The 24,432-nt window shown below is 66.9% G+C and carries 23 protein-coding genes and 2 pseudogenes; 12 read left to right on the top strand and 13 right to left on the bottom strand.

Translation table 11 applies throughout. The annotated features are described in order from the left end of the window. Nucleotides 1–62: 62 nt before the first annotated feature. On the bottom strand, nt 63–1,310 hold the full coding sequence (locus A5711_RS15710) for an HNH endonuclease signature motif containing protein (RefSeq protein ID WP_067948038.1): 1,248 nt from the start codon (nt 1,308–1,310) through the stop codon (nt 63–65). An 85-nt stretch (nt 1,311–1,395) separates the two neighbouring features. Next, nucleotides 1,396–1,914, bottom strand: coding sequence for a phenolic acid decarboxylase (locus tag A5711_RS15705; protein ID WP_067948088.1), 519 nt, complete (start codon nt 1,912–1,914; stop codon nt 1,396–1,398). Between the two features lie 164 nt (nt 1,915–2,078). Here A5711_RS15705 and A5711_RS15700 point away from each other — a divergent pair, with 164 nt between their 5' ends. Next, entirely contained in the window at nt 2,079–3,164 is a 1,086-nt protein-coding gene (locus tag A5711_RS15700; protein WP_067948036.1) for a diguanylate cyclase, read from the top strand. A gap of 19 nt (nt 3,165–3,183) precedes the next feature. On the opposite strand, the gene A5711_RS15695 is transcribed toward A5711_RS15700, so the two are convergent. The 4 genes from A5711_RS15695 to A5711_RS15680 are packed head-to-tail and all read right to left on the bottom strand — an operon-like array spanning nt 3,184 to nt 7,843. Continuing rightward, the gene (locus A5711_RS15695; RefSeq protein ID WP_067948034.1) at nt 3,184–5,076 is read right to left on the bottom strand and encodes a lysophospholipid acyltransferase; all 1,893 of its coding nucleotides are present in this window, start codon (nt 5,074–5,076) and stop codon (nt 3,184–3,186) included. Then, a complete protein-coding gene (gene fadD11, locus A5711_RS15690) occupies nt 5,073–6,899 on the bottom strand; it encodes a fatty acid--CoA ligase FadD11 (protein WP_067948032.1) in 1,827 nt (608 codons plus the stop codon). Before fadD11 ends, A5711_RS15695 begins: the two co-directional genes overlap by 4 nt. A 60-nt stretch (nt 6,900–6,959) precedes the next feature. Next, a complete protein-coding gene (locus tag A5711_RS15685) occupies nt 6,960–7,439 on the bottom strand; it encodes a VOC family protein (protein WP_082974366.1) in 480 nt (159 codons plus the stop codon). A 14-nt stretch (nt 7,440–7,453) separates the two neighbouring features. Beyond that, nucleotides 7,454–7,843, bottom strand: coding sequence for a helix-turn-helix domain-containing protein (locus tag A5711_RS15680; protein ID WP_066953289.1), 390 nt, complete (start codon nt 7,841–7,843; stop codon nt 7,454–7,456). A gap of 55 nt (nt 7,844–7,898) precedes the next feature. Here A5711_RS15680 and A5711_RS15675 point away from each other — a divergent pair, with 55 nt between their 5' ends. The 6 genes from A5711_RS15675 to A5711_RS15650 all read left to right on the top strand — a co-directional run bounded on the left by A5711_RS15675 (nt 7,899) and on the right by A5711_RS15650 (nt 12,689). Further along, nucleotides 7,899–8,345 (top strand): PPOX class F420-dependent oxidoreductase, encoded by a 447-nt coding sequence (locus A5711_RS15675; RefSeq protein WP_067948031.1) that lies wholly within the window; start codon nt 7,899–7,901, stop codon nt 8,343–8,345. A gap of 50 nt (nt 8,346–8,395) precedes the next feature. Further along, nucleotides 8,396–9,271: an MBL fold metallo-hydrolase gene (locus A5711_RS15670; RefSeq protein ID WP_231987490.1), complete on the top strand. Its 876-nt coding sequence runs from the start codon at nt 8,396–8,398 to the stop codon at nt 9,269–9,271. A gap of 149 nt (nt 9,272–9,420) precedes the next feature. Continuing rightward, the gene (locus A5711_RS15665; protein ID WP_067948026.1) at nt 9,421–10,227 is read left to right on the top strand and encodes an SH3-like domain-containing protein; all 807 of its coding nucleotides are present in this window, start codon (nt 9,421–9,423) and stop codon (nt 10,225–10,227) included. 36 nt (nt 10,228–10,263) lie between these two features. Next, nucleotides 10,264–10,971: a thiocyanate hydrolase subunit gamma gene (gene scnC, locus A5711_RS15660; RefSeq protein WP_067948025.1), complete on the top strand. Its 708-nt coding sequence runs from the start codon at nt 10,264–10,266 to the stop codon at nt 10,969–10,971. Nucleotides 10,972–10,981: 10 nt separating this feature from the next. Continuing rightward, nucleotides 10,982–11,344 (top strand): thiocyanate hydrolase, encoded by a 363-nt coding sequence (locus tag A5711_RS15655; RefSeq protein ID WP_067948023.1) that lies wholly within the window; start codon nt 10,982–10,984, stop codon nt 11,342–11,344. Nucleotides 11,345–11,720: 376 nt separating this feature from the next. Beyond that, nucleotides 11,721–12,689, top strand: a complete 969-nt coding sequence (locus tag A5711_RS15650) for a GlxA family transcriptional regulator (protein ID WP_067948021.1) — start codon at nt 11,721–11,723, stop codon at nt 12,687–12,689. Nucleotides 12,690–12,713: 24 nt separating this feature from the next. On the opposite strand, the gene A5711_RS15645 is transcribed toward A5711_RS15650, so the two are convergent. Beyond that, nucleotides 12,714–13,535 (bottom strand): enoyl-CoA hydratase/isomerase family protein, encoded by an 822-nt coding sequence (locus tag A5711_RS15645; protein ID WP_067948019.1) that lies wholly within the window; start codon nt 13,533–13,535, stop codon nt 12,714–12,716. Between the two features lie 362 nt (nt 13,536–13,897). Between A5711_RS15645 and A5711_RS15640 the strand changes: the two genes are divergently transcribed. From A5711_RS15640 to A5711_RS15630, 3 genes are all read left to right on the top strand, one after another. Then, the gene (locus A5711_RS15640; RefSeq protein ID WP_067948017.1) at nt 13,898–14,890 is read left to right on the top strand and encodes a GlxA family transcriptional regulator; all 993 of its coding nucleotides are present in this window, start codon (nt 13,898–13,900) and stop codon (nt 14,888–14,890) included. Between the two features lie 131 nt (nt 14,891–15,021). Next, on the top strand, nt 15,022–15,843 hold the full coding sequence (locus A5711_RS15635; RefSeq protein ID WP_197520807.1) for an MBL fold metallo-hydrolase: 822 nt from the start codon (nt 15,022–15,024) through the stop codon (nt 15,841–15,843). After that, a complete protein-coding gene (locus A5711_RS15630; RefSeq protein WP_067948013.1) occupies nt 15,836–16,576 on the top strand; it encodes an SDR family oxidoreductase in 741 nt (246 codons plus the stop codon). Before A5711_RS15635 ends, A5711_RS15630 begins: the two co-directional genes overlap by 8 nt. A 109-nt stretch (nt 16,577–16,685) precedes the next feature. Here A5711_RS15630 and dnaE read toward each other — a convergent pair whose 3' ends face one another. The 4 genes from dnaE to A5711_RS15610 all read right to left on the bottom strand — a co-directional run bounded on the left by dnaE (nt 16,686) and on the right by A5711_RS15610 (nt 22,766). Continuing rightward, nucleotides 16,686–20,219, bottom strand: a complete 3,534-nt coding sequence (gene dnaE / locus A5711_RS15625; protein WP_067948011.1) for a DNA polymerase III subunit alpha — start codon at nt 20,217–20,219, stop codon at nt 16,686–16,688. Between the two features lie 65 nt (nt 20,220–20,284). Beyond that, nucleotides 20,285–20,716 carry an SRPBCC family protein gene (locus A5711_RS15620; protein ID WP_067948009.1) on the bottom strand — a complete coding sequence of 144 codons (432 nt, stop codon included), beginning with the start codon at nt 20,714–20,716 and terminating at the stop codon, nt 20,285–20,287. A 201-nt stretch (nt 20,717–20,917) separates the two neighbouring features. Then, entirely contained in the window at nt 20,918–21,721 is an 804-nt protein-coding gene (locus tag A5711_RS15615; RefSeq protein WP_067948007.1) for an SDR family oxidoreductase, read from the bottom strand. A gap of 4 nt (nt 21,722–21,725) precedes the next feature. Beyond that, nucleotides 21,726–22,766 carry an SDR family NAD(P)-dependent oxidoreductase gene (locus tag A5711_RS15610; protein ID WP_067948005.1) on the bottom strand — a complete coding sequence of 347 codons (1,041 nt, stop codon included), beginning with the start codon at nt 22,764–22,766 and terminating at the stop codon, nt 21,726–21,728. Between the two features lie 285 nt (nt 22,767–23,051). On the opposite strand from A5711_RS15610, the gene A5711_RS15605 reads away from it, so the two are divergent. Together A5711_RS15605 and A5711_RS26390 are read left to right on the top strand one after the other, a co-directional pair. Next, nucleotides 23,052–23,462 carry a group 1 truncated hemoglobin gene (locus A5711_RS15605; protein ID WP_067948003.1) on the top strand — a complete coding sequence of 137 codons (411 nt, stop codon included), beginning with the start codon at nt 23,052–23,054 and terminating at the stop codon, nt 23,460–23,462. A 74-nt stretch (nt 23,463–23,536) separates the two neighbouring features. Continuing rightward, nucleotides 23,537–23,842: pseudogene (locus tag A5711_RS26390) on the top strand (lysozyme inhibitor LprI family protein); the annotation flags it as partial. A 63-nt stretch (nt 23,843–23,905) separates the two neighbouring features. Here the strand turns inward: A5711_RS26390 and A5711_RS26385 are convergent. Both A5711_RS26385 and A5711_RS15595 read right to left on the bottom strand, forming a co-directional pair. After that, a pseudogene (locus A5711_RS26385) lies at nt 23,906–24,088 on the bottom strand (SAM-dependent methyltransferase); the annotation flags it as partial. 20 nt (nt 24,089–24,108) lie between these two features. Continuing rightward, the coding region (locus tag A5711_RS15595; RefSeq protein ID WP_197520806.1) for an MliC family protein at nt 24,109–24,432 on the bottom strand (324 nt) is incomplete at its 5' end.

The raw sequence follows: 24,432 nt of genomic DNA, 5'->3' as shown, positions 1-24,432 counted from the left end.
GCGGTGGGTCGGATTCCTCCTCGCGGCGGGCAGCCACCGGCGGTCGGTCCGCTAACGAAGGTCTAGTTGCTGCTTGGTGGCGGCTGCGGCTGGAAGGGTTCGTACCACCACCAGTCGGCGCGCTCACCGGTGGGCCCGGGGCACGGCGGGACGTCGGGCGGGGCATGGCTGGGCGCACGCGCAAGCGATCCCGCGCTGAGCGGCCGGCCCGAGCTGTCGGAGACGACGAGATCGTCGGCGGGTCCGGTGATCGTGATGGCGCCGCGGTGGTGCAACCGGTGGTGATAGGGACATACCAGCACCAGGTTGGCCAACTCTGTTGGGCCGCCGTCTTCCCAATGCCGGATGTGGTGGGCGTGCAGACCGCGGGTAGCGCCACAGCCGGGAACCACGCAGGTGGGGTGCCGATGCTCGAGGGCGCGGCGAAGCCGCCGGTTGATCTGGCGGCTCGCTCGGCCGGCGCCGATGAGCTCACCGTCGCGTTCGAACCACACCTCGCACGTGGCATCACAGGTCAGGTATCGGCGTTCGGCGTCGGTGAGCAGCGGACCCAGATGCAGCTCCGCGGCGCGCTGCTCGAGATCGACGTGCACGACCACCGTGGTGTGCTGCCCGTGCGGCCGGCGGGCCACCTCGGCATCCCATCCCGACTCGACCAGGCGCATGAACGCCTCAAGGGTGCCCGGCAACGGCGGCATGGCATCGGATGTGACGCCTGGACCGCCGCGATCGCGCTTCCACTCGGCGACCAGCGCGTCACGGTGAGACGCCAGCGCCGCGTCGAACTTCGCCGCATCCAGGGGCGCGAGTTTGACCCTCCAACAAGTGAACTCGTCGCTGGAAGTCTTGGTGATCGACGGTAGCGGTTGCGGGCGAGAATCGGATTCGGGTCGCGGTTCCAGCTTGACCGCCGTGCGCAGCTGGCTGACCGTGGCGACCCTGGCCAACTCCGCGTAATGCTCATCAGAGCCGTCACTTGCCCGCGCCGCGATGACCCCGACTTGATCCAGCGACAATCGACCTTCCCGCATGCCCTGGGCGCAGCGCGGAAACGCCTCGAGTCGGCGCGCGACATCGGCGATCGTGTGCGCGTTCGACGACGAGCAGCCCAGCTTCCAGGCCACCAACGCCTCGACCGACCGCGCACCCGTGAGACCGCACAGCCCGTCACGATCCAGCTCCGCGAAGATTTCGACGATGCGGCCATCGATCGCGTTGCGCTGACCGGTCAACTCCGCCAACTCGTCGAACAACACCTCAACACGATCCGCGGGACTGACTACCGCGGGAGGCGATGCGATCGAGGACATGACTTCATCATCGCAAAGGGGTACGACAACTCTCGGCTACCAAACTTGTGGAGTGCCGCCAGGCCCACGGACGCCCCCCACTTTGTCAATCGGTGCGGTCGGCCCAGCCCGGTGGAAGCTGGTCGGGGGCTACATCGATCACCGATTCGTCGTCGGCACCCACCCGCTCGAACAGGGTGATGTAGGCGAACTCGGGCACGGTGAAGATCGGGTAGGTCGGCCCCGCGTCGCGGTAGGCGCGCATCTCCTCGAGATGGTCGTTCTGGAAGCACACGGTGCGCTCGCCGTGCTGGCGGATCCACTGGGGAAAGAAGATCACGCCGTGGATTCGCCGCTTGCCGGGCATGACGTTGACGGCCACCGACGTGCCCGTGGGCTCGGTCCACGAGATCTTGTAACTGTCGACGTCGAGCGCCACCAGGTCGACCTCTTGGCCCTTGACCCACCGTCCGCCGACATGGCCGGAATGGATTCGGTAGTCGATCGTGCGCTCGTTCTTCACATACATCTCGTAACGCCACCCGTTGGCGTAGGTGTAGATGAACCGGCACCCCACGATGCCCGTTAAGTTCTGCGGCGGAATGGGATTGTCGACGGTGGTCATGGTGAGATTCCGTTCAGCGGCCGGTTGGTTGGACGGGTCGGCAGTGCCCACGATGCGCGGAAGCGCCAGTGCGGTCAGGCGGGGACGGCCCGAAATTCTGAATGCCTCCCGATTCTGTCGGTGGTAAGTACCATACGGCGAAGGTACGGGTGAGGGGCCTCGCGATGCACTGGATCGGCGTGTGGTGGCGTCAGCCCGACCACTACGACTGGTTCTCTGACTACCTCGGCGCACGCGGATTGAAGCCATTCATCCGCTACCTGATGGTCGGCATCCTGTCCATCCTGGCCGCGGCGACGCTGCTGATGCTGGGCAGCCGTTCGGGTATGCAGACACCCGTGGGGCGCGGCCTGGCGGTGGCGTTCGTCGCCTTCCTGGCGGGCATGGCAATGGTGTGGGTGCGGCGCTGGCCCGGGCGCATTGAATCACAAGTGTTTTCGATAGTGGGCACACTCGGCATCGCCGCCACGTGTGTGACCGAGGCCGACCCGCGCAGCGGGATGCTGAGTTGCGCCGCGTTCGGTGGTCTCGCGGGCTATGTCGCGTTTTGTCACTCCGCGCGCCTGCTGGTCTTCACGCTCGGCAGCGCGCTGGGTGCGGCGGCCGTGTGCGCCGCGCGAATCGCCTGGTCCGGTGACGCGTCGATGGCGGCGGCCAACTTCCTGTTGCTCAGCGCGGGCATCCTGGCGGTGCCATTCTGCGGCCAGGTACTGGTGCACTGGCTGTCGGTCGACGCCCTGAAGTCCTCGACCGATCCGCTAACCGGCTTGCGCAACCGGAGGGGCTTTTACCGATCGGCGTCGAAAATGTCGGCCGCCGACCGACGCTCGCAATGCCTGAGTGTCTTGATGGTCGATCTCGACAACTTCAAACGGGTCAACGACACCTACGGCCACGCCGAGGGCGACCGCAGCCTGGTGGCCGTAGCCGACAACCTGCGGCGAATCGGCAGCGTGGGAACACTGATCGCCCGGGTGGGCGGGGAGGAATTCCTGGTCGCCCAGACCATGGACACCGAGCAAGCGCTTCGAATGGCGGAAACCGTACGCGCGGCCATTGCCGCGACGCCCTGGGGCGTGACAGCCAGCGTGGGTGTCAGCAGCTTCCGGCTCCCGACCGGCAGCGAGGTTCTCGACCGGCAGGTGATCGAACGGCTGGTGCACGCGGCCGACCTGGCGATGTATGAGGCGAAACGCGCTGGCGGGAACCAGGTTCGGCATGCCGACCTTCCCACGCCGCCGGTGCGCTGAATGCCGCGCTGGTCCCCGCTTACCGCGCCCCGGCCAGGCCCGCGATGGTGTTGACCCGCCGGACGGCGGTGGCGATCTCGTCGGCGAACTCGCGCCGCCGCCGCGCGATGTCTAGGTCCTCGAAGCCGTCCACCAGCTCGCGGTGCCGGGCCAGTCGCAGCGCGGTCTTGAACAGCTCCATCGACCTCGACTCGGCGCTTGCCATCCTGCGCTGCAGCTCCCACTGCTTGCCGACCTCGAGGCACTCGGCGAGAAAGGCGTTCTCGTCGAAGGATTCGTCCTCGTAGGCGGCCAGCCGGTCGGCGACGATGTGGTAGGCGTCCAGGAACGGCCGCAACACCAGGTGCGCCAACAGCAGGTCGGCCTTTTCCAGCAGCCCGCGCACATCGGCCGCGCTGGCGGCCTTGCTCGTGTCTTCCACCCGCCCGAGCAGGCGCACTTCGTCGGCGAGCTCCTTTTCGAATTGCGCACGCGCGGAGAAGAGAAACTCGAATTTCAGCAACTCGCGCAGGGCCAGCGCCTCGTCTCGTACGCGTGTCGGCTGCACCAGCCCGTCCACCGAAGCCTCGGCGTCTTCGATGGCCGCCAGCAACGCCGTCTCGGCGATGGCGCGATCGACCACGATGTGGATGGCGGTGTTGCGGTAGAACGCCGCGACCAGGTGCTGGTCTGCCCCGATGCCCCAAACCGGTTCGGTGCCGGCGTCGTACACGCTGACCACGCCCGAGGCGACGAGCTGATGCAGCGTCCAACGGATGGTCGAGCGATTCGTCAGGTCGGCGGCGCCGGCCACGCACCAGTTTCGGGCCGCGATGTAGCTCGCCAACGGTCGCACGGTGGCCAGCACCTCGCTGATGGACAACGAGCGGTCGGCGCCGAGCAGCGCGAGGCTCACCACCGCGGTGGGGGTGACCGGGGTGGCGCGGTTGATCCGGTGCTCGACGTCCAGCGCGATGCGTTCGATCTCGGTGCCCGTTCCGGACTCCTCGGCGCGCAGCTCCTCGAGCCGCTTGCGCAGCGGCAGCGGTTCGCCGAAGTCCAGGTACGCGCGGCCCAGCCGCTCGCCCTGCTGCCGCGCCAGCCGGATCAGGAAACGGAAGTCCTCGGGCCGTTTCGCGGCTCCGTAGGCCTCGGTGGTCATGGCCTCGACCTCGTGCAGCTGGTCGTACACGATCGAGGTGGGCACCAAATAGACTTCAGGGCCGTCGATTTCGTCGACGGCGTCGCTGATGTAGCGCAGGATCCCATACACCGGGGGACGCAGCTTGCCGGTACGGGTGCGGCCGCCTTCGATGGACCAGGTGAGATTGGCGTGGTTCTGCACCAGCTGCGCCGCGTAGGCGCGCAGCACGAACCGGTACACGGGAATGTCTTTGGTCTGACGGCGGATGAAGATCGTGCCGGTGCGCTTGGCCCAGGCGCCCATCGGGAAGAAGTTCAGGTTCGCCCCGCCGAAGGTGAGCGCGGCCGAGAGCCGGTTGGCCTGGATCACCTCCGGCAGCAGCAGACCGTCCAGGTAGGAGCGATGCGAAAAGGCAAACGCCAGCGTGGCTTTGCGATCCAGTTTGCGCAGCTGCGCGATCTGGTCCTCGTCGACCAGCACGTCGTAGGCCCGCATCAGCCAGCAACTGAAGCTGCGCCACGCCCTGACCGCCCGCTCGTCCAGCGAGGGTGCCATCTCCCGCAGGTAACTGGCGGCCTCGGCGCGCACGCTCGCCAGGTCGCGACCCAGCTCGTCGGCCAGCCCACTCAGCCGCTCGTCATACCACGGGGCGGCCAGCAGCTGGACGACCTCCACCGGGTCGGTCGTCAGCGGTGTCGTCGACTCCTCGACAATGCCGGTGCGCTGCAGCAGCTTTCGCACGCCGACCCGGCCGAACTCGCGCGCGGTCGCCCCCGGTCCCCCGCTCATGCCGGTTGCACCGTCGCGGCCGCCGACGGCTCGTGCACGTCCGGGTGTAGTTCGGGCGCGTAGAGCTCCTCGATCTCGCTCGCGTACTTCGCCATGATCGGCTTGCGCTTGAGTTTCATGGTCAGCGTGATCTCGTCTCCCCCGGGCTCCCAGAGTGAGGGCAGTATCCGGAAACGCTTGATCTGTTCCACCCGTGACAGTTTGGCGTTGCCCTTGGCCACCCCCGCGGCGATCCGGGAGATGACTTCAGGATGACTCGCCAGGGCCGCGGGCGACGCGTCGGCCAGGCCGTGCTGGGCCGCGTATGGTCCGACCGATTCGGCGTCGAAGACCATCAGCGCGGCGTTGTACGGCCGCCCGTCACCGATCGTGATCATCACGCCGACCATCGGACACGCCGCCAGCACGGTGTTCTCAATGTTGGCCGGCGACATGTTCTTTCCGGCGGCATTGATGATCAGCTCCTTCTTGCGGTCGATGATCCTCAGGTAGCCCTCGTCGTCGACGTCGATGATGTCGCCGGTGTGCAGCCAGCCGTCGGCGTCGATGGCCTCCGCGGTCTTGGCGGGTTCCTTGCGGTAGCCCTTCATCACCAGCGGACCGCGCACCAGATATTCGCCGTCCTCGGCGATCTTGCCCTCCAGCCCGGGCAGCAGCTTGCCGACGGTGCCCAGGCGCGCGTCGCGCGGATGGCTGACGGCGGCGACGCAGCTCAGCTCCGACATCCCCCAGACCTCGGCGATGGGAATGCCGATGCCGAGGAAGAACGCCAGCGTCTCCTTCGGGATCGGGGCCGCACCGGACACCGCCCAACGGAGTTCGCCGAAGCCAAGCCGCTCGCGCAGCTTCGACAGCACCAACTCGTCGGCCTGGGCCCATTCGGCGGCCAGCTCGTCCGGCATCTGCTCGCCGGCCAGCAGGGCGGCGGCGCGCTTGCCGGCCACCGACATCGCCCACTGCAAGGCCTGACGCTTGACCTCGTCCGTCTCGTTGGCGACGGCGAATTCGATTCCGGCCTTGAGCTTTTCCCACACCCGCGGCACCCCGCCCCAGACCGTGGGCCGCACGTCGGGCAGGGCGGCGGCGATGGCGCGGATATCGGAGACGACCGTGACCTGGGCGCCGAATACTTCCAGGGCGTACAGACCCATCACCCGGTCGGCGATGTGCGCCGTCGGCAGATACGACGTGACCCGGTCACCGAACCGGGACGGCAGGACGGCGTTGAGGGCATACGCCTCGAACAGCAGATGGGCGTGGGTCATCTCCACGCCCTTGGGGTTTCCGGTGGTCCCGGACGTGTAGATGAGGGTGACGACGTCGTCGGGCCGCACCGCCCGCCAGGTCGCCTCGAAGTCGAAATCGGGCTGCGCCGCGGCGTACAGGTCGTCCAGCGAAATGGTGCCGGGCGGTGACCCGTCGATGCAGACGATGTGTTCGATGGGCGCGCCGCTGGCGCGGATGCGGTCCACGTACTGCTCCTCGCAGATCGCGACCTTCGTCCCCGCGTTGTCGAACAGGTACGTCAGCTGCTCGGCGGGCAGCGTGTTGTACACCGAAAACGAAGTGGCGCCGAGGTGTTGGGCGCCGATCTCCAAGGGGTAGAACTCGACGCGGTTGGCCATCATCAGTGACACGGTGTCGCCCCGCCGGACCCCCAGGCCGGCCAGTCCGGCGGTGACTTTGCGCACCTGCGCCGCGAGCTCGCTCCACGTCATGGTCTGGGTGTCGCCGGGGGTGCGGAGCGCGACGGCATCCGGATCGATCGACGCGCTGCGCTGGAATGCCTCGCACAGGGTGGCCGGGCGCTCGGCTGTCGTCATGGGTGTCCTCTCAGCTCTGCCTTCGTGAGCGTACGTCCGTGATCGGGGACGCGGAATGGATCACGCTGGATCCGGGCGCCAGAGCTGCAGCGTGCTCGATATGCCGGCGGGCAACTCCAGCAGTTCGATGGGGGTGCCGTCGGGGTCGTAGATGAAGAACATCCGCACCCCGCCGATGTCGACGGGCGGCTCGGCCCGGACGTCGGGGTGCTCACGCCGCACGGCGTCGAAGGTGGCGTCGAGGTCGTCCACCCGGAACGAGACGTTGGTGTAGCCCAGGTGCGGCCCGCGCGGGCACTCGGGGACCGCGCCCAGCGACAGCAGCTCGACCATGGCGGCGCCGATCAGCCCGCCGACCATGCGCCCCCGCTGCGCCACCCCACCGGTCACCGCATCCAGGCCGGCGCCGTCGAGCTCGACGTCGAACACGACGTCCATGCCCAGCACCGCGGTGTAGAAGGCCAGCGACGCCTCCATGTCGGAGACGCCGATGCACACATGGGAGAAGCTCTGCACGGGGATGGTGGGCGGCTGACTCACGGGAGCTCCTTTGCTCAGGCGGGCAACGCGGTATGAATTCCACAGGTACACGCATCAATTGAGGGACACGTGCAGCGCATACCCCACTCGATGACCGCCCGGGCCTGGGCCAGCGACTCCATTTGGGCATCGATTTCGGCGAGCTTGGCCTCCGCCAGGGCGCGGCTCGCCGGCCGCCCCGGTGCGTCGTCGGCGAACAACAGCTGGATCTCCTCCAGCGCGAAGCCGGCCGACTTGCAGAGCCGGATCACCTCGAGCCGGGCCAGCACCGAATCGTCGTAGCGGCGCTGCCCGCCCAGCCGCCCGGGCGGCGGCACCAAGCCGATCTGCTCGTAGTAACGCAGCGTTGTCGCCGCGACCCCGGCCTGGCGCGCCACCTCGCCGATCGTCAGCCGTGGACTCATCGGCCTCTCCTTCGACGCTTGACTTAGAGCCAACTCTAAGTCGTTGACTGATCTTATGCACACACATCCACTCAATGGGCTGGGCGCGGCACGCTACGCGCTGCTTCGATCGTTCCGCCGCGACGGCACCCCCGTCGACACCCCGATCTGGTTCGGGCTGGATGGCGACGCGTTGGTATTCCGCACCAAGGTGGGGCCGAAGACCCGGCGGTTGACCACGCGCCGCGACGTCGAGGTCACCGCGTGCGACCATCGCGGCCGGGTCCGTCCGGGCGCGACGACGGTGGCGGGCCACGCCACGATCCTGTCGGGCGACGACGCCGCGCGGGCCAACCGCGTCCTGCGCAAACGGTATGGCTGGCAGTGGAACATTGTGCCGCTGATCAAGGTCCCGGGCGTCACCAACGTCCACCAAGACCTGTGCGTCCGCCAGAAGCTGAGCCGTGCGCGCAACCGGGGCGTGTGGCCCGACAGCGTCATCGTCCGGGTGGACGTGCCATGAGGCACGAGCCGGTCCGCTCCCCCTCGCTGCGCCAATGTTGCTCCGCCGCAATGGGATCGGTCTGGGGCGCGGTGCGTCCGCGACGGCCCGACCAGAGGTTCCTGCGCAGCGTCGCCGACGCGGGGCTGCCCGAGCCCAGGCGCACCGTCACGGTGACCGCGCTGCCCCAGGTGCCGCGACCGGTGCCGACCGCGGCGATCGTCGAGGGCACATTCACGCCCGGGCGCGTCGGGAACTCGATGACCTCGTTCGTCGTCAGCCATCCGGACGCCACCTTCATCGTCGACCCGGCCGTGTGCCGCGACGTCGAGCGGCGGGCGATCGCCCAACTACCCGCGGTGCTGCGCGTTGCCGTCCGCCCGCCCGCCGACACCGTTCCCACGGTCACGGCCCTGACCCGGCTGCCGGAGCCGCCGGCGTTGGATTTCGCCTTGCCGACCCACGCGCACTGGGATCACGTGTCGGGGTTGCTGGATCTGCCGGATCTGCCCGTTCATCTGCACCGCACCGAACGGGACTGGATCGGGTCCGGCCGCGTCGCGCCCGTCGGCGGTGTCCGCGATTCGCTGCGCCGACGGCCCGTGGTCGACTACGAGCTGGACGGGCCGCCGGTGCTGACCTTCGCCCGAAGCCGCGACCTGTTCGGGGACCGGTCCGTCCTACTTGTCGACCTGCCCGGCCACACCCCGGGCAGCGTCGGAGTGCTCGCCCACACCGGGCGCGGCTGGATCCTGATCGCCGGCGACGCGGCCTGGCACTGGCTGCAGATCGAGAAGGTCCGCCAAAAGGCAAGCTATCCGGGCGTTTTGGTGGACGAGGATCGCGACGAGGCGTTCCGGACGCTGCAGCGACTGCACCTTGCTCGGCATGCGGTGACCATCATCCCCACCCATGACCATCAGGCGGCACTGGGGTTGACCGCTTAGCGCGTCGCGAGTGTGCGGCCGGCGGCACAGTCGACATGCGGTGGGCGCAGATTGGCCACGCGCGGATAACCCGAGCGGTGTTACGGTGGGTCTTCGGGGTTATGCACTCTCGCTTCTACTTTGAGGTAGCGATCGTGGCGAATTCTGTTATGGGCGACATGGTCAGCCAACTGCGCGTCGCCTTTCACCGATTGCAGGACTGGGCCTACCCGGACGAGATACATCACGATCGCTTCCGCGCCTTCATGAAGACACCCCACGACGTGGGTGGCGAGCCCGACGCCCCTGCGGTCTTCGAGGAGAAAGAGGAAGAGCAATGGGAGCTCGACACTTTCGTCACGTGTGAGGTCCTCGGCTGGCGGGGCATCTGGACGTCGGAGGAGCGCAGAAGGCTCGGCAACGTCGATGTCGGAAGGACGCTGTATCAGGGCTTCCCGTACTACGGCCGTTGGGTTTTGGCGGTCGCCCGGTGCCTCATCGACAAGCGCCACATCACGTTGGGTGAGTTGATCGAACGGGCGGCCGAAGTGCGCGGGCGCGCGGAGGGCGGCGCGACCCCGTTGGAACCGGCGCCTCGCTGTATCGGCGACGCGGCGGCGGTCCCCAGGAACCGCCATCACGTCGAGGCGGTCGGCAAGGGCGACCCGCAGTGCTTCGACGGCCTCGCCGGTGACGCGCGTTTCGCGGTCGGCGACCCGGTGGTGGTGCGAGACCTGCCCACCATCTTCTACACGCGCACGCAGGAATACCTGCGGGGCAAGCCGGGCACGGTCGTCCGGGTGTCCTACGAGAGCCCGGCGCCCGAGGACGAGGCGTTCGACCGCGAAGACCAGCGGCCGGAGTGGTTCTACATCGTTCGCTTCAAGATGACCGACCTTTGGGAGCCCTACGCGGGCGCGCCGAACGACACGCTGCAAGCCGAGATATCGGAACGCTGGCTGCAGCCGGCTTCCTAAGCCGAGCCGACACCCATCACCAACCAGGATGGCGAGATGACAGAGCACACCCACGAACCTGAACGCCACGCGGCACCGATGGTCGACGAGGTCACCGACTTCGAAGTGCTGGAAATCGCTCTGCGCGAACTGGCAATCGAGAAGGGTCTGTTCACCGCCGAGGATCATCGGCGCTACACCGAGTTCGTCGAGCAGATGGGGCCGGCGCCGGGCGCCCGGCTCGTCGCGAAGGCCTGGGTGGACCCGGACTTCAAACGGCTGGCCCTGCGGGACGGGATCGCCGCCAGCCGCGAGGTGGGCATCGACTGGCTCCATCCGACCGGCTTCGGCACACCCAGCGACTTCACCGCACTGCACATCCTCGAGGACACCGAAACGCTGCACCACGTGATCGTGTGCACGCTGTGCTCCTGCTACCCGCGTCCGCTGCTGGGCAACTCCCCCGAGTGGTACCGGACGCCGAACTATCGACGCCGCATCGTGCGATGGCCCCGCCAAGTCCTCGCCGAGTTCGGCCTGTATCTGCCGGAGGACGTCGAAATCCGGGTCGAGGATTCGAATTCCAAACACCGCTTCCTCGTGCTGCCGGTCCGGCCGGCGGGAACCGACGGGTGGAGCGAGGAGCAGCTCGCCGAGATCGTCACGCGCGACTGCATGATCGGCGTTGCCCTGCCCAAGCCGGGGGTGACCTCCAGCATCGAACGCCCCGTGCATCCCGCGGTGCGCCCCGCCGAGAATTACTGACGGCCCGCCGATGTCAGCCGAGATCGACGTCACCGCCGTGCGGGTGCCGACGCTCGAGCAGGTCGCCGAGCGCGACCAGGTGTGGGCGCGGATGGCGGAGAAATATGGCGTGAGCAATCCGGTGCCGCCCTGGAAGTCCAGCCTCGACGGGATGTGTGAAGCGCTCGACAGGCAGGGAACGGCGCTGGAGCTCTTGATGCGCCGGACCGACGAGGATCGCCTCGGCGAAGGGCGGTACGCGGCCCTGCCGTATCCGGAGAGCCAGCTCGTCGCGCTGGCGCACTCCCTGGTGGCCCGCAACGTCATCGACGAGGCGGCCCTGGCTCAGCGCATGGAATCGGTCCGTGCGCGGCTGCAGTCCGGCGACGCCTGACGCCGCGACGCCTAGCCCGCGAGTGTGCGGCTGGTTTCACGCTCGGGCGCGACTGTAAAACCAGTTTCACATTCGGCTTCGAGAGCGCGACCGCATTGCTGCCCAGGCAAAGTCAAGTACCTCGGGCGCTTTGCTGGACGCGGACCGCGCCGAAGCGTTCAAGACGCTGCACCGAGTTTGGTTTTTCCAATAGCGCTGTGCTTCAGCATATTTCGGCATAGTTGGACCGATAGCGGGACGTGGCCGGGCGGCGAGATCCCGATCAGGCTCGCCCCTGCCTGGTGGTATCGGCTCATTACCATGAGACATGCGGTCATACCGGCTAGCAGCTGTCGCAGGCAACCGCTGGGGATGCCTACCGAAGGACGGAGGTTCCATGGCACGTGATCCCAACACGATCGCCTGCCTCCTATACAGCGGTGTGCCGATGTTCGAACTGTCGGTGCCCATCACCGTCTTCGGCATGGACCGCTCCGAGAGCGGGGCCCCGACTTTCACGCTGCTCCCGATCGCCGCAGAGAACGGGCCGTTGGTCAGCACCGGTGGCGTAACCATCCATGCCCCGTATCGTGTTGACGACATGCGAGGCGCCGGCATCGTCATCGTGCCGGGGTGGCGCGGTCCACACGAAACGGTGCCTGAGCAATCGGTGCAAGCCATCCGCGCCGCACACGCCGATGGTGCGGTCATCGTGGGTTTGTGCACCGGCACGTTTGTGCTCGCGGCCGCCGGACTGCTCGACGGACGGCGCGCCGCGACACACTGGCAGGACGCGGCGGCACTGGCCGCGCGCCACCCGGAGATACGGGTGGATCCCGCGGTTCTTTACGTCGACGACGGTGATGTCATTACCGGCGCGGGTACCGCAGCGGGCTTAGACACCTGCATCCACGTCGTTGCACGATTCTGGGGCGTCCGAGCCGCCACAGCGATCGCCAGCCGGTTGGCAATACCGCCGCAGCGATCCGGTGCGCAAGCTCAACTCATCTCCAGTGCAATCCAAGCCGGCAGCGTCGGCAACGGACTGAGCGAAATTTTGGAATACATCGTCCGCAACTTGAACCAGCAGTTGGATATCGATGCACTGGCGGCCGAATTCAACCTCAGCCGCCGCACCTTCGACCGCCAATTCCGGGCGGCGACCGGGCTTTCCCCGATTCAATGGATCCTGCATCAACGCATATTACGAGCGCGCCATTTACTCGAGGAAACCGATTTCACCGTCAATGCGATCGCCCACCAAGTCGGTTTGTCGAGTGCGGTGTCCCTTCGACCACTCTTTCGCCGGGTGGTCGGCGTTAGCCCACAGGTTTACCGCGCCAGCTTCCACAGCCGTAAGCCCTAGCCCCCCGACAATAGCGACGAGCTTTCAAATTTCGGCCAATGCGACGCCCAACTCGTGTTCGGTGCTCTCGTCGGTCTGTAGGTTCTTCGCAAACAACGCCCGGATCCGGTTCTGGAATTCGGGCCGAGCCGCACCTTCAAGGAACAAGTGGCCGTCCTCGTCGAGTGCCGAAACCGACGGGAGGGTGATCGCGTTGACGCGAAGCTTGGCGTCGGCTATTCCCGCCAGGGGAAACCGGGCGATACGGCGCGCCAGCCGATCCACGAACCGGTCGAGAGTCGAGTCGGGCAATGCGCGATTGATCCACCCGTACCTTTCGGCCACCTCAGCGGAATAATCGTCTGAACTCAGCAGTACCTCAAGGGCGCGACCGCGACCCATCAGCCGCGGCAGGTGTTGGGCGCCGCCCGCACCGGGGACGGCGCCGACGCCCACTTCAGGCTGACCGAATACCGCGCGCTCCCGCGAGGCGAAGCGCATGTCACAGGCGAGGATCAGCTCACTGCCCGCGCCACGCACCATCCCACGCACTGATGCGATGCTGACTTGATGCAAGGTGCTGATCCGGCGAAAAAGCACGCCTAAAGTTGCACCTCCCAGGCGAGCAGCCGCGGCCCTTACTCCGGGCACATCCAACATGTCGACGTGAGCGCTGAAAAAGTTCGGGCTCGCGCTGTCAAAGACTACGACCGACACCTCGTCACGGTGGCTTTCCGGGAACTCGATCAGCGCGACGAGGTCTCGAACCAGAGCTGCGCCGATAAGATTAAGCGGCGGGTCCTCCAACGTAGCGACTAGCACCTTTTCTTCCAGACGAAGTTGGACAACCTCAAGTGACGGCGTCATCTGCTTCTACCCCCTAAGTGAATTCCAGAATGAATTAATTGCCTTCGGTGGAGACGAGAATCGCTTGGCACCACGTCGAGTGCAACGCGCGCTCGAAGGCGACAAGAGAAACCTTAAAGTCTGCCCTCATGTCGGGCCGTGACATCTCCGGCCAAATAGCGATCAACCTCGGCCAGGGCGTCCACGGCGCCGCACCGTTGAGGACCGGTTGGCCTCTCCCGAACCGTGAACACCGCTGCGGTGGTGGGATCTGATCGCAATGTGACCGTCGCCGGTCCCTGCCGCGTCAACCCGGGTCCCTCGGCCCGGCAGAAGCGATCACGAAAAGTCAGGCCGCTCAACACGAGGGGGAGAATGAGACCATGGCCCACGACCATGTACCCGTCGCAGTGGTGATCTTCGATCGGGCCCCCATGTTCGAGACCGCGGTTCCAATGAGTGTGTTCGGAAGTCACCTCGCCAGCCACGCTCCGCACTTCCGACTGCAAGTCGCCGCTGGCGAGGACGGTCCGTTGAACACAACCGGCGGACTGATCGTCGAGGCGCCGTTCGGGCTCGAGGCCGTCCGCGAGGCGTCCATCGTCGTGCTGCCCAGCTGGCGCGACGTTGCGGAACGCCCGCCCGAACCAGCACTGGAGGCTATCCGCGCCGCGCATGCCAACGGCGCGACTATAGTCAGCTTCTGCTTGGGCGGGTTTGTCTTGGCCGCAACCGGGCTGCTCGACGGTCGGCGCGCAGTAATGCACTGGTATCACGCTCCGACGCTGGCCGCGATGTACCCCAAGGTGAGCGTTGACCATCAGGCGTTGTTCATCGACGACGGCGATATCGTCACCGGCGCCGGTACCGGCGCTGCCCTGGATGCATGTCTTCACTTGGTAGAGCGAAAGTGGGGCAATAGGGCGGTGGTCGCGATTGCGCAACGAATGATCATGCCGCCGCGGCGTTTTGGCACGCGTGCTCAAGTCATCGACACCGCACCGTTGAGCACCCAGTCGCCGGCAGCGCTCGCCGAGGCGATGGCTTTCGCCATGGCCCACATCGCCGAGCCGTTCGCCATCGACGCCCTGGCGGGCCGAGCGCGGATGAGCCGACGCACGTTCGACCGGCGGTTCCGCGAGGTGGTGGGAATGTCACCCATGCGGTGGCTCCTGCAGCAGCGCGTGTTCTGCGCCCAACAGTTGCTAGAAGGTGGTGACGAACCCGTCGAGGAGATTGCGCGACGCGCGGGATTCCCCAACGGGTTGTCGCTTCGCCGTCACTTCCGCCGATACATGGGCATGAGCCCGTTGGCATACCGGCAGCAACGCCGATCGCGCGCGAATGTGAGCCGCTGCCGCCCGGAGTCCTCTTAGCGCAAGCGCATCACCCCGGGCCCTGACGCCGAATTGAATGGCCTCTGCGCGGGGCAATCTGGCTGAAATCGATCGCTAGCTAGCCTGTTGCTTCCTAGTCCCCCGCCATTCGGCGACCAAGAATCGGTTGCGTGACTCAATCAGCAACCAGCAAGAGTTCCGCCGTGTCGCGACTGCAGACGACCGTTCAGCTGGTGGGGGGACCGACCGCGGTATTCGACATCGGCGGATTGCGGCTGCTCACGGACCCGACGTTCGACTCCCCGGGTGACCATGTGATCGGCACGCGAAACCTGGTCAAGACGGGCCACCCCGCGGTCGACGCTGCTCGTCTCGGCGACATCGACGCCGTCCTGCTATCGCACGATCAGCACCCGGACAACCTCGATAACGAAGGCCGCGAACTGCTCAAGCGGATGCCGCTGGTGCTCAGCACCGCGGCGGCCGCACAACGTTTGGGCGGAGCCGTGCGTGAGCTGCCCATCTGGCGCCACCACCGGATGCCACGTCCCGACGGTGGCGAGTTGAACATCACGGGTGTTCCCGCGCAGCACGGCCCGGCAGGCACTGAACACCTCACCGGCGAGGTGCGAGGATTCGTCATCTCCGGCGACGGGCTACCGACCGTCTACATCAGCGGTGACAACGCCTCGCTGACCGTGGTGCGCGAGGTCGCGGACCATGCCGGCCCGATCGACATAGCCGTGCTTTTCGCTGGGCGCGCCCGCAGCCCGCTGATGGACGCTTACTTGACGTTGAGCGCCGACCAAGCCGCGCAGGCTGCGGAGATCCTCGAGTCGCCGGTGGTGATCCCGATGCATGTCGACGGCTGGCAGCACCTGACCCAAGACGCCGACCTCATCGCGGCGGCGTTCGCTCGGCGCGGTTCGGCTGACAAATTGCTTGTCCTGACGCCTGGCGCAGTGACGCCACTGCCGAACCCTTATGCCTGACAACATCTCCGGGAAAGTTGTGCTGATCCTCGGCGGAGCCGGTGGCATCGGCTTAGCAACGGCTGAGGTACTGGCGTTGCGCGGGGCCGGCATTGCGCTCGCCGACATCGATACGGCCGGCGTCAAATCGGCAGTCGACCGCCTCACCCACAGGGGCGCAACCGTGCGGGCCTACCCCGTCGATGTACTGCTGCGCGACAACACCATTCAGCTGGTCGAGGCCGTCGTGAATGATCTTGGCCGCCTCGATGTTCTGATCAACTCCGCCGGGATCATGTTCATTCGACCGATAACCGAGCTCAACCTCGACGAGTGGGAACTCACCATCGATCTCAACCTGAAAGGCACGTTGTGGGGCGTCGCAGCGGCGCTGCCCGTCTTCCTCGCCCAGCGCCGAGGTCACATCATCACGCTCGGCTCGATTCACGGGCTCAAGGTGTTCCCCGGCGGAGCCGTGCACTCCGCCTCCAAATTCGCCGTGCGGGCCTTCAGCGAAGGCCTCCGGGCAGAGCTGGCAGAACACGGCGTGCGGGTGACCACGATCATGCCGGGCGCGGTCGCGACCGGCATGGAGCAGCGGACCACCGGCACCGACCAAGACCGGATGCGTGCCATCTACGCTCATGCGATCTCACCGGCGGCGGTGGCCGAGGCCATAGCCTTCGCGGTCGAGCAACCCGATTCCGTCTCCATCAGTGAGCTCGTCGTAAGACCGACAGTCCAAGAGCTGTAACGCACCAGCCCACACTGGCCGTCTAGGTATCGGCGGCAGCTCGGTGAACAGACCCTGGCAGTGAAGCCGCTTTCAGCAAGAGTGCGACTGGCCGCACGGGCGGGGCGACCTAGCTGCCCAGGCAGCCCGGGCCGAGCAGCTCCTTGAGGTCCCCCATCAGCGCGGGCGACGGCGTCACCCGCAGCGAGGCGTCCAGCTCCAGGGTGGTGATCCGGTCACCGCTGATGAGCCGCAGGTGCACCTGGGACGTGCCGGGGTGGCGCGCCAGCACCTGCTTGAGCGCGCTGACCTTGTCGATGGTGCACTGCCGGGTAGGCAGGCTGACAGCGATCGGCCGGTTCGGTTGGGCGTTGGAAAAGTCCGGCACCACAAGCTCATTGGCGATCAGGCTGATGCGGTCGTCGCGGATGGCCACCTTGGCGTTGATCAGCACCACCGCGTCGTCGGCGATGTCGGCGCCGTAGGTGGAATAGGCGTGCGGGAAGAACATCACCTCGATGCCACCGGTGAGGTCTTCCAGTTGTGCTGAGGCCCAGGGCATTCCGTTCTTGTTGACCCGCCGGTTGACCGACGCCAGGATGCCGCCGACCCGCACCTGGCTCTCGTTGGGGACGTCGCCGTCGAGGATGGCTGGGATCTGGGTGTCGGTCTGCGCGGCCAGCAGGTGCGCCACGCCGTTGAGCGGGTGCCCGGACACGTACAGGCCGAGCATCTCGCGCTCCAGGGCCAGCTTGTGTTTGTCCTCCCACTCGTCTTCGGGCACCTTGATGGTGAACACCGACTCGGTGCAACCGTCATCGCCGCCGAACAGGTCGAACTGCCCTATGGCCTCGGCCTTTTTGGTGCCCAGCACCGAATCGACGGCGTCGGTGTGCACCAGGAAGAGGCCCTTGCGGGCATGACTCAGCGAGTCGAACGCGCCGGCCTTGATCAGCGACTCGGTGACCTTCTTGTTGCAGGCCGAGATGTCGATCTTGTTCAGGTAGTCGGAGAAGTCGGTGAATTTGCCCTTCTCGTTGCGGGTCTTGATCAGCGAGCCGACCACGTTGGCGCCGACGTTGCGCACCGCGCCCAGCCCGAACCGGATGTCCTGGCCCACCGAGGCGAAGTTCACCAGGGACTCGTTGACGTCCGGCGGCAGGACGGTGATGCCGAGCTTGCGGCAGTCGGCCAGGTAGACCGCGGCCTTGTCCTTGTCGTCGCCCACCGAGGTCAACAGGCCGGCCATGTATTCGGCCGGATAGTTGGCCTTCAGGTAGGCGGTCCAGTAGGAGACCAGGCCGTAGCCGGCGGCGTGCGACTTGTTGAACGCATAGCCGGCGAACGGAAGGATGGTGTCCCACAATGCCTTCACCGCTTTTTCGGAGAAGCCGTTGGCGGTCATGCCTTCCTGGAAGCCCTTGTACTCCGCCTCGAGCACCTCGAGCTTCTTCTTGCCCATGGCCTTGCGCAGCGCGTCGGCCTTACCCATCGTGTAGGAGGCGACCTTCTGGGCGATGAACATGATCTGCTCTTGGTAGACGATCAGACCGTAAGTCTCCGAGAGGATCTCGCGCAGCGGCTCCTCGAGCTCGGGGTGAATCGGCTTGATCGCCTGCCGGTTGTTCTTGCGGTCGGCGTAGTCGTTGTGGGCGTTCATGCCCATCGGGCCGGGGCGGTACAGGGCGAGCACGGCGACGATGTCGTTGAACTCGGTCGGTTGCATGCGGCGCAGCAGGTCGCGCATCGGCCCGCCGTCGAGCTGGAACACCCCCAGAGTGTCGCCGCGGCCCAGCAGCTCATAGGTGGGCTTGTCGTCCAGCGGCACCGATTCCAGGTCGAGGTCGATTCCCCTGTTGGCCCTGATGTTTTCCAGCGCGTCGCCGATGATCGTCAGGTTGCGCAGGCCCAAAAAGTCCATCTTCAGCAGGCCGATGGCCTCGCACGACGGGTAGTCCCAGCCGGTGATGATGGCGCCGTCCTGCGGCCGCTTCCACAGCGGGATGGCCTCGGTGAGCGGCTCGCTGCTCATGATCACGGCGCAGGCGTGCACGCCGGCGTTGCGGATCAGGCCCTCCAGGCCGCGGGCGGTCTGGTAGATGGTGCGCACATCGGGGTCGGTCTCGATCAGGCCGCGCACCTCGGCGGCCTCCTTGTACCGCTCGTGCGCGGGATCGGTGATGCCGGACAGCGGGATGTCCTTGGCCATGATCGGCGGCGGCAGCGCCTTGGTGATCCGGTCGGCGATGGCGAAGCCGGGCTGGCCGTAGTGGATTCGCGCCGAATCTTTCAGCGCCGCTTTGGTTTTAATGGTGCCGAAGGTGATGACCTGGGCGACGCGGTCCTGGCCCCACTTGTCGGCGGCGTAGCGCACCATCTCGCCGCGACGACGGTCGTCGAAGTCGATGTCGATGTCGGGTGCCGACGGGCGCTCGGGGTTGAGGAACCGCTCGAACAGCAGGCCGTGCGGGATCGGGTCGATGTTGGTGATGCCCAACGCGTAGGCAACCAGCGAGCCCGCCGCCGAACCGCGGCCGGGCCCCACCCGGATGTCGACCGAGCGCGCGTAGTTGATCAGGTCGGCGACGATCAGGAAGTAGGACGGGAAGCCCTTGTCGCAGATGACCTTGATCTCGTAGGAGGCCCGGTCGATGTAGTCCTGGCCGACGCCGGACGGGAAGCGTCGACGCAGTCCCGCCATCACCTCGTGGTGCAGCCAGGTCGCCTGGTCGTGCCCCTCGGGCACCGGGAAGATCGGCATCCGGTCGCGCGGTGTCCACACGTCGTCGTAGGGCTGGACGCGCTCGGCGATCAAGAGCGTCGAGTCGCACGCGCCGGGGATCTGGTCGTCCCAGAGTTGGCGCATCTCGGCGGCCGACTTCAGGTAGTAGCCGTCGCCGTCGAACTTGAACCGGTTCGGATCCGAGAGGGTCTTGCCGGTCTGCACGCACAACAGCGCCTCGTGGTTGTGGGCGGCGTCGCGGGTGACGTAGTGGCAGTCATTGGTGGCCAGCGGCGGGATGCCCAGCTTGCGGCCGATTTCGAGCAGGCCCTCGCGGACCCGCTGCTCGATGGACAGCCCGTGGTCCATCAGCTCGAGGAAGTAGTTGTCCGCGCCGAAGATTTCTCTCCACTTGGCGGCCGACTCCAGCGCCTCGTGGTCGTGCCCCAGCCGCAGACGGGTCTGCACCTCCCCGGACGGGCAGCCCGTGGTGGCGATGATGCCCTCGGCGTGTTCGGCGATGATCTCGGCGTCCATGCGCGACCACTTGCCGAGCTGGCCCTCGAAGGAGGCCAACGACGACAGCTTGAACAGGTTGCGCAGCCCGGTGGCGTTCTCGGCCACCATCGTCATGTGCGTGTAGGAACCGCTACCCGAGACGTCGTCGGACTTCTGACCGGGATCGCCCCAGGTGATCCGGCGGGTGTCGAAGCGCGAGCCCGGCGCGATGTACGCCTCGACCCCGATGATCGGCTTGATCCCCGCCTTGGTCGCCGCGTTGTAGAACTCGCTGGCGCCGAACATGTTTCCGTGGTCGGTCATCCCGACCGCGGGCATTCCCAGCCGCTCCACCTCCGCCAGCATCGGCGAGATCTTCGCGGCCCCATCCAGCATCGAGTACTCGGTGTGGTTGTGGAGGTGCACGAAGGAGGAGTGGTTCATAGGGACGCCAGTCTATGACTGAGGACCGACGCCTTTCGGGCGTGTCGCGAAGTGTGTCTGCGTTTCTATCCGTACAACTCGACGAAGTTCTTCAACGACTTCTGCACGTCCCCCTTGACGGCCCGCGCCGCGGCCGAACCGACCGGCCCGAACAACGCGCGCCCGCCCAGCTCAAGGCGCAGGCCCAGCGTGGATCCCTCTTCGGCGGCTTGCACGGTGAGCGTGACGGCGTACTTGGCGCCGCCCTTGCCGGACCCCGAGAGCGCGACCTCGTGCGGCGGATCCCACGTGGTCACCGTCCAGGTCACCCGGTTGCGGAAGCCCTTCGCCCGGGCCACGCCCACCACCTGGACGCCCTCGCCGAGCTCCTCGGGCAGATCACTGCGCCACCCCTCGTGCATCACCAGCCAGTCGCCCAGGTCCGACAGGTCGGAGACGCGGTCCCACATCTCCTGCGGGGTCATCGGCACATCGGCGGTCAGGTCTACAGCGGCCATGACCGGAGCCTAGCGCGACCGCATCGTCACACCCGTCACTCAGGCCCCTGATCGGCGGGATGCGGAGCAGTGCCCGCCTCACAGCGACAAAATTGGCTACCGCCCTTGGAATCCCGGTTGTCGCTGTGAGGCGGGCACATCGTCGATCGCCCGGCGCAGCGACGGAAGTGACGGCTGTGACCGGGCGATCCCGGCACACGCTCAGCGGTTGGGTCCCCCGCGGAAGCGGCTGCCGATCCGGATCCCGGGCAACAGCAGGGTGCGCGGCACGAATCGCCCGCCGGTGCTGACGACCTTGGGCACGACGCCGGGCACCACGCTGCGCCTGCCGCCCAGCATCCCGCCGATCGCCGCCTCGGCAACCTCTTGGGGTGAGACCTGCGCGATGGGAATGCTGAACCGCTCGGCGTTGGCGATCTCCGCCCACTCCGTCGGCACCGGCCCCGGGCACAGGCACGTCACCGACACTCCCGTCCCGTGCAGCTCCTCGTGCACGGCTTCGGAGAAGGTCTGCACGAAGGCCTTGGTCGCCGAGTACACCGCCATGTAGGGCACCGGCTGAAAACCGGCGATCGACGCGATGTTCATCACCGCGCCGGCGCCGCGCTCGACCATGCCGGGCAGGGCGGCGTGGGTGAGTTCCATCAGGGCCAGCGCGTTGAGGGTGACCTCCTCGCTTTCGCGCTCGAGTGGCAGCTCGTGAAAGACCCCGCTGGTGCCGAACCCGGCGCTGTTACACAGGCCGGCGATCGGCTCGGCGCGCAGCCGGTCCGCCAGCTTCGCGCGGCCCTTGGGATCGCCGAGGTCCAACGGCAGCACCTCGACGGCCACCGAGTATTCCTGGCCCACCTCGTTGGCGAGTTCGTCGAGGCGTTCCCGGCGCCGCGCGACCAGCAGCAGCGGGAAGCCGCGACGGGCCAGGCCGCGAGCCAGTTCGGCGCCGATGCCCGACGAGGCGCCGGTGATCACGACGGTGGTGTCGATGTCAGGTTTCGGAAGGCTCATGATGTCACCAATGTATCCCGCGCGTCGCCCGCACAAACGTTTCGCTGCGTTTGTCGAATTGCGGTGAATCGCTTGGAGATTCGTCGCCCTTGGCGGCGTGGGAGTCGCCGAACATGGCGAACGCGCGGTTGCGCACCCGGTCCATCACCGCCGGGTTCACCGCGTCGGCGACGGCGGCGAATTGCCCGAACGGCGAGCTGGCCCGGCGGGGCCGGTGCACGATCGCGTCCGCGATCACCCCGGCCGCCTGATCCGGCGTCAGCGCCGGGAACTTGTCGTAGAGCGTGGTCGGGCTGATCATCGGGGTGCGCACCAGCGCCATGTGCACGGTGGTGAACTTCACGTCGTCATTCACGGTCTCGGCCTGCAGGGAGTCGCACAGGCTGTCCAGCGCGGCCTTGCTGGCGATGTATGCGCCGAAGCGCGGCGCGCGGGTCTGCACGCCGACCGAGGAGACGTTGATGATGTGCCCGAACCCCCGTTCCCGCATGCCGGGGATGAATTTGAGGATGAGCTGGACCGCGCCCAGATAGTTCAGCTGCATGGTGCGCTGATAGTCGTGGATGCGGTCGTAGGACAGCTCCAGCGAGCGCCGGATCGACCGCCCCGCGTTGTTGATCAGGATGTCGACACCCCCGAGGTCTTTGAGCACCTGATCGGCCATCTCGGCGATCGCATCCATGTCGGACAGGTCGCACGGGTAGACGTGGGCGGTGCCACCGTTGCCCTCGATTTCAGAGGCGACCTTCTCCAGGTTCTCGCGGGTGCGGGCGACCAGCACGACCACGCCGCCGGCTTCCGCGATCCGCTTCGCGGCGGCCTCGCCGATGCCCGACGATCCCCCGGTGATCAGGACGGTCTTGCCTTTGACCGCCTCGTCGAGCGTGCGGCCCTGTACCGCGTCGAGCAGATTCCTCAGATAGAAGGGTCGGTAGCGGCCCGCGGAGTTCGGCGTGTTGACGATGTGGGATACCGCCGCGATCGGCTTCTCCACTAAGTTCGCGAGCGGCTTTTCGACGAGATTCGTTAAGTCACCCAGGTTCATCGGCTTTCGCTCCTGATGATGTCGGCCCCCCGACCGCAGCTGGCCTGCCCGTTGACCATGAGCTCCTTGCGGGGCGGTGTGAACGATGTGACGTGCGTCATTAAGCCAACCTAGGACATCGGGTCGGGGGCCCGATGCACATTGCTGGCATGTAACGCGGGCCCCGCGTCTCACGCCGCGGCCTGCACGACGGTCAAGAGTGGGCAATCCGCCTGTTACGCAAAGACATCCGTGCGTGACCGCGAACTAACTGACGGGCAACGCCGAAATGTTCCAATCGGACTTATGAAAATTCTGGCACGCTTCCGCAAACCACAGCCGGCCGCCGTCTACGACCGGATCGGCGGGCACGAGGCGATCGAAGTCGTGGTCGAGGACTTCTACGTCCGTGTGCTTGCCGACGATCAACTCTCCGGATTCTTCACCGGGACCAACATGAACCGGCTCAAGGGCAAGCAGGTCGAGTTCTTCGCCGCGGCCCTCGGTGGGCCCGAGCCCTACACCGGCGCTCCGATGAAGCAAGTGCACCAGGGGCGCGGCATCACGTTGCACCACTTCAACCTGGTGGCCGGGCATCTGTCCGACGCGCTCGCCGCGGCCGGGGTCCCGCCCGAAACGGTGACCGAGATCATCGGCGCCATCGTGCCGCTGGCTCCCGAGATCGCGACGGGCGAGGCGAACAAAGCCACCGTCTGACCGCTGCGCCGAGATTGCCGGCAATCTCGGCGTGTCGCGCGCGAGCTGCGGCCCGCAACCGGTACTCAGCACGTATGCGACTGCTCGCCGTCATCGTTGCGGCCTTGATGCTGGGCGCCTGCGGTGCGAAAACGACCCCGCCGTCGGCCGGCACCACCACCGAAACAACCACCACCACTGCCCCGCCGACCGCGGCGGCACTCGACTGCGCCAAACCGGCCAACGCGGCGCAGCAGCTGGTGTGCCGCGATCCGCAACTGACCGACCTCGACCACCGCCTGCAGGCCGCCTACCAGCAGGCCCTTGCCCGGCCAGGCGCGGACCAGGCCGCGCTGACGTCGGCGCAGAACGGCTGGGCGACCACGCGCGACGGGTGCACACAGAACCCCGAAGCGCGCACCTGCCTGGTCGAGGTGTATCAGACGCGGCTGGACGAACTGGCCATCGCCGACCCCGGTGTCGATGTCGCAGGCGGCCGACACGCTCGCCAGCCGTTGGCTCATCTGCCGCTGGTAACCCCACGACGGGCGTTCTTCGGTGGCCCGCCCGTCCAGCCAGGAGAAGTCCCAGCCGTCGACGGGAGCCGCGTCCGCCTCAGCCACGAGGTCGTCGAATGTGCGACCCATGCCCAGCATGCTAGGCACGCTCACGGCGCGCGGCAGACGAATTTGGTGCCGTTCAAATCGAGCTTGACCTCGCCCTGGTGCTCCCAGTACTCGTAACCCTGCCGGCCGTATCGGGCGCCGCTGCCCGAGGGCTCGAGGAAGAGGATCTCCTGGTTGCCCTTCCAGTTGAGCACCGCCGCCGGCGGGTCGAGGTCGTTGTAGAACTGCGCGGTCAACGGCCCCGCGTCGGCGGGGCACTGGTAGGTGACGACGGGCGGGCTCAGGGTGCCGGGGTCGGCGATGGCCAGTTCGTCCAGCCGCGTCTGATACACCTCGACCAGGCAGGTGCGCGCTTCGGGGTTCTG

Origin of the sequence: Mycobacterium sp. E2238, assembly GCF_001672665.1 — a bacterium.
Taxonomy (GTDB): Bacteria; Actinomycetota; Actinomycetes; order Mycobacteriales; family Mycobacteriaceae; genus Mycobacterium.
The sequence above is the reverse complement of the archived record's forward strand: the minus strand, read 5'-3'. Positions and strand labels throughout refer to the sequence as shown.